A 260-nucleotide genomic window follows, 5' to 3' on the forward strand; every position below is an offset into this window, starting at 1 on the left:
GTGCCAGCACGATCAAGGCCGCAATGATCCCGCCTGCGGTCCAGAGCGTGAGCCAGAGAGAATTGGAAAACAGGGCCGCCGCGCCCAGAAGGGCGGCTGTCAGCACCAGGGTTGTCGCCACATAAGGCCAATGCGGCAACAGCCGCGCGCCGCCCATCGCATCGCGAAACAGGGTGGCGGGGCGGATGTCTTCGGTTCGGGCCAGTGGCCAAAGGGTGAAAATCAACGCAGTCAGCGCACCATAAAGCGCAGCCTCGGCC

At 64.6% G+C, this 260-nt stretch carries 1 protein-coding gene; it reads right to left on the reverse strand.

Annotated elements, in window-relative coordinates:
* A partial coding sequence (locus Q4528_RS14470) for a hypothetical protein (protein WP_303522339.1) occupies positions 1-260 on the reverse strand: 260 nt, incomplete at both ends.

The organism is Staphylococcus pasteuri, from assembly GCF_030547725.1.
In the GTDB taxonomy this organism is placed as follows: Bacteria; Bacillota; Bacilli; order Staphylococcales; family Staphylococcaceae; genus Staphylococcus; species Staphylococcus pasteuri.